Origin of the sequence: Kitasatospora sp. NPDC057223 (assembly GCF_042669755.1) — a bacterium.
Classification (GTDB): domain Bacteria; phylum Actinomycetota; class Actinomycetes; order Streptomycetales; family Streptomycetaceae; genus Kitasatospora.
In genome coordinates this window covers 1-4,484 of sequence record NZ_JBHUWW010000258.1, presented here as the reverse complement: position 1 = coordinate 4,484, position 4,484 = coordinate 1, and the positions used below count along the sequence as shown (strand labels likewise).

The window sequence follows — 4,484 nt, the reverse complement described above, 5'->3', positions numbered from 1 at the left end:
GCACCCCCATCACCCAAACCACCCTCACCACCCACCCCACCACCCCCCAACAACTCACCACCACCCTCCACAACCTCACCAACACCAACGACAACAGCACCAACAGCACGCCGCTGCTCCAGCTCAGCTGGAACGAACTGGCCGCCACCGCGACCCCCGAGGACCACCCCGCCTCCTGGACGCTGCTCGGCACCGACCACCTCGGCCTCGCGCCGGCCCTGGCCGCCGCGCGCACCGGCACCGCGCCGGCCGTCACCGTCGCCCAGCTCGCCGCAGCACCCGACATCTCCTGGCCGCACGCCGTCCGCGAGGCCTCCCGGGCCGCGCTGGACCTCGTGCAGGCCTGGCTCGCCGACCCGGCGGCCGACGCGGACCGCCTGGTCGTGGTGACCAGTGGCGCCGTCGAGCCGGCCGAGAACGAGCACCTGGCCGCACCGGCGCTGGCCGCCGTCTGGGGGCTGCTGCGCTCCGCGCAGGCCGAGAACCCGGACCGCATCACGCTCCTCGACCTGGACGATCCGGCGGCCTCGCACGACGTGCTGACCACCGCCGTCGCGACCGCACTCACCCAGGGCGAGGCCCAACTCGCGCTGCGCAAGGGCACGGTGTTCGTGCCACGGCTGGTCCGGGCCGCCGCCCCGCTGCCGGAGCCCGCCGACGCGCCGTCCTGGCGGCTCGATGTCACCGAGGCCGGGACGCTCGACAACGTGGCCCTGCTGCCGACCGAAGCCGTCGGGGCCGAGGCACTGCCGTCCGGCCACGTCCGGGTGGCGATCCACGCGGCCGGCCTGAACTTCCGCGACAGCCTCATCGCACTCGGCCTCTACCCGGACGACGACGCCCCGTTCGGCAGCGAAGCCGCCGGCACCATCACGCACACCGCCGAGGACGTCACCCACCTCAAGCCCGGCGACCGCGTCTACGGCCTCTTCCCCGGTGCCATCACCCCGGCGACCGTCACCGACGCCCGCTACCTCGCCCGGACGCCGAGCCACTTCACGCACACCGAGGCCGCGACCACGCCGGTCGTCTACCTCACCGCGTACCACGCGCTGAAGCACCTGGCCGACCTCCAGCCGCACCACCACCTGCTGATCCACGCCGCCACCGGCGGCGTCGGACTCGCCGCCCTCAACATCGCCCGCCACATCGGCGCCACCGTCCACACCACCACCAGCGTCCACAAGCAGCACCACCTCACCGCCCGCGGCATCCCCACCACCCACATCAGCAACAGCCGTGACCTCAGCTTCGAGGAGCACATCAACAGCACCACCGACGGCCAGGGCATCGACTTCGCGCTGCACTCCCTCACCCACGACTACACGGACGCCACGCTGCGGCTGCTGGAGCCCCGCAAGGGCCACCTCATCGACATCGGCAAGCTCGACATCCGCGACGCCGACACCGTCGGCCGCGACCACCCCGGCGTCGGCTACACCCACTTCGACATGCACGCGACCGGCGCCGACCACATCCAGGGGATGCTCCAGGACCTCACCGAGCTGTTCGAGAACGGTGACCTGGAAGCTCTGCCGACCCTCAGCCAGTCCGTCGGGTACGCGCCCGGCGTGCTGCGCCACCTCGCGGCCGGCCAGCACATCGGCAAGCTGGCCCTGACCGTCCCGCAGCCCCTGGACCCGAACGGCACCGTCCTCATCACCGGCGCCACCGGCACCCTCGGCGCCCACGTCGCCCGCCACCTCGCCACCCAGCACCACGCCAACCGCTTCCTCCTCCTCAGCCGCAGCGGCACCAACGCCCCCGGCGCCGACCAACTCCTCACCGAACTACGCGAACTCGGCGCCCACGCCGACCTCCTCGCCACCGACACCGCCGACCACCACGCCCTCACCGAAGCCCTCGCCACCATCCCCACCGACCACCCCCTCACCGGCGTCTTCCACGTCGCCGGCGTCCTGCGGGACGCGACGGTGCCCTCGCTCAGCCACGCGCACCTGGACAGCGTGCTCGGTCCGAAGACCGACGCGGCCTGGAACCTGCACGAACTCACCAAGCACCTCGACCTCGCCGCCTTCGTCCTCTTCTCCTCCGCCGCCGGCACCCTCGGCACCCCCGGACAGGCCAACTACGCAGCCGCCAACGCCGCCCTCGACGCCCTCGCCCACCACCGCCACACCCACGGCCTCCCCGCCACCTCCATCGCCTGGGGACTCTGGGCCGAAGCCAGCACCCTCACCACCAACCTCCAGACCGCCGACCGGACGAGGATGAGCCGCTCGGGCGTGCTGCCGCTCTCCACCGAGGAGGGCCTGGCCCTGCTCGACGCGGCGCTGAGCAACCACCAGCCCGTGCTGACCGCGCTGCACCTCGACGACAGCGCGCTGCAGGACGGCGGAACCGCCGTGCCGCCGCTGCTCCAGGGCGTCCTGCGGGCACCGCGCCGCCGGGCCGCCGCGGCCACGGCAGGCAGTGCCCAGGCCGCCGGACCGGGCCTGGCAGAGCGGCTGACCGGGCTCACCGCGGCCGACCAGCAGCGGCTCGTGCTGGACCTGGTGCGCGGCGAGGCCGCCACCGTCCTGGCCCACCCGGACCCGGACCGGCTGGCGCCGGACCAGCCGTTCAAGGACCTCGGCTTCGACTCCCTCACGGCCGTCGAACTCCGCAACCGCCTGCGCACCGCCACCGGACTCCACCTCCCCACCACCCTCGTCTTCGACCACCCGACGCCGCTGGCCCTGGCCGGCGCCGTGCTGGCCGACCTGGCACCCGAACCGGCCTCCGCCAACGTCGCCGTGCTGACGGAGATCGGCCGGCTGGAGGAACTGCTGCACGAGTTCGCCGGCGGCAGCGGCCAGGACGAGAACGGCGACGGCGGCGGAGCCGACGACCGGAACGAGGTCACCGCCCGACTGCGCGCCCTGCTGCGCGGCTGGGACGACGGACAGCAGGCCCACGGCCCGGACGAGGACACCGTCGACCTCGACTCGGCCGACGACGACGAGCTGTTCAGCGCCCTGGAGCGCGAACTCGGCTCGGACTGACCGGCTTTCAGTACCACCAGCGAGACCTGCGCGGCCGGATCGCCCGGCCCGGCGACCGTACAGACCACACTCAGGGAGTCGACCCCAGATGGCCAGCACCGAGGAAACTCTCCGCGAATACCTCAAGCGCGCGACGACCGACCTCCGGCAGACGAAGCGCAGACTTCGCGAGGCCGAGGCCCGCGAGCACGAGCCGGTGGCCGTGGTCGGGATCGGCTGCCGGTTCCCCGGCGGGGTCAGCACGCCGGAGGAGCTGTGGCGGCTGGTCGCCGACGGGGTCGACGCGATCGGCCCGTTCCCCGACGACCGCGGCTGGGACATCGAGGCCCTGTACGACCCGGACCCTGAGCAGCCCCGCACCACCTACGTCCGGGAGGGCGGATTCCTCACCGGGGCAGCCGAGTTCGACCCCGCGTTCTTCGGCATCAGCCCGCGCGAGGCGACGGCGATGGACCCGCAGCAGCGGCTGCTGCTGGAGACCAGCTGGGAGGCCCTGGAGCGGGCCGGCATCGATCCGGCCGGCCTGCGCGGTTCGCGGACCGCCGTGTTCACCGGCGTCATCGCCCAGGAGTACGCACCGAGGGCGGGTGAGGCTCCCGGTGAGTACGAGGGGTACTTCCTGGCCGGCAACACCACCAGCGTCGCCTCGGGCCGGGTGGCGTACACGCTCGGCCTGGAGGGCCCGGCCGTCACGGTGGACACCTCCTGCTCGTCCTCGCTGGTCGCGATCCACTACGCGCTCCAGTCACTGCGCACCGGCGAGAGCGCCCTCGCGCTGGCCGGCGGTGCGACCGTGATCGCCCGGCCCAGCGTGTACACCGAGTTCAGCCGGCAGAAGGGCCTGGCGCCGGACGCGCGGTGCAAGCCGTTCGCGGCCGGTTCGGACGGCACGGGGTTCTCCGAGGGCGTCGGCGTCCTGGTGCTGGAGCGGCTGTCGGACGCGCGGCGCAACGGGCATCCGGTGCTGGCCGTGATCCGGGGCTCGGCCGTGAACCAGGACGGTGCGAGCAACGGCCTGACCGCGCCGAACGGGCCTTCGCAGCAGCGGGTGATCCGCCAGGCGCTGGCCAACGCCGAACTGACGGCGGACCAGGTGGACGCGGTGGAGGCGCACGGCACCGGCACCACGCTCGGCGACCCGATCGAGGCACAGGCCATCCTGGCCACCTACGGCCAGGACCGGCCGGCCGGACTCCCCCTGCACCTGGGCTCGATCAAGTCCAACATCGGCCACACCCAGGCCGCCGCCGGCGTCGCCGGCGTGATCAAGATGATCGAGGCGTTCCGGCACGGCGAGCTGCCGCGCAGCCTGCACATCGACAGCCCTTCGGACCACGTCGACTGGAGCGCCGGCAGCGTCGCCCTGCTGGCCGAGCACATCCCGTGGCCGGAGACCGGCCGCCCCCGCCGGGCCGCCGTCTCCTCCTTCGGCATCAGCGGCACCAACGCCCACGTCATCCTCGAAGCACCCACCGAGGA

General features: G+C 73.3%; 2 protein-coding genes. Both read left to right on the top strand.

What is annotated here, in order from left to right; all coding sequences use genetic code 11:
• Window positions 1-3,005: SDR family NAD(P)-dependent oxidoreductase (locus tag ACFUK0_RS39595; RefSeq protein ID WP_380258840.1), on the top strand; the 3,005-nt coding region annotated here is incomplete at its 5' end.
• Window positions 3,006-3,093: 88 nt separating this feature from the next.
• Window positions 3,094-4,484, top strand: a 1,391-nt coding sequence (locus tag ACFUK0_RS39590) for a type I polyketide synthase (RefSeq protein ID WP_380258838.1), incomplete at its 3' end; no start/stop codon positions are given.